A 254-nucleotide genomic window follows, 5' to 3' on the forward strand; every position below is an offset into this window, starting at 1 on the left:
GTGAATACCCTGACAAGCCTGTACCAAAAAAGGTCAAAGACTACTATACCAAAGTCGTCGCACTGGATTTTTTACGGGGTCCAGTTAATGTGGTATCAGCGGCTAAATGGGGCGCGACTCAAGTGGTCAGACGCTTAAAAGGTCCGATTAAATCGCCTTATTATACCTTTGAAGACACCAAAAACTGGGCAACCAACAACACCTCGCTCGCTGCGGAAAACCTAATGCTAGCATTACGAGCACATGGCTTTGAC

1 protein-coding gene is annotated in these 254 nt (G+C 46.5%); it reads left to right on the forward strand.

All coding sequences use genetic code 11. From position 1 onward, the window contains the following. A partial coding sequence (locus AAEZ18_RS19230; RefSeq protein ID WP_352256031.1) for a hypothetical protein occupies positions 1 to 254 on the forward strand: 254 nt, incomplete at both ends.

The organism is Pseudoalteromonas sp. 19-MNA-CIBAN-0066, from assembly GCF_040308705.1.
GTDB classification, from domain to species: Bacteria; Pseudomonadota; Gammaproteobacteria; order Enterobacterales; family Alteromonadaceae; genus Pseudoalteromonas; species Pseudoalteromonas nigrifaciens.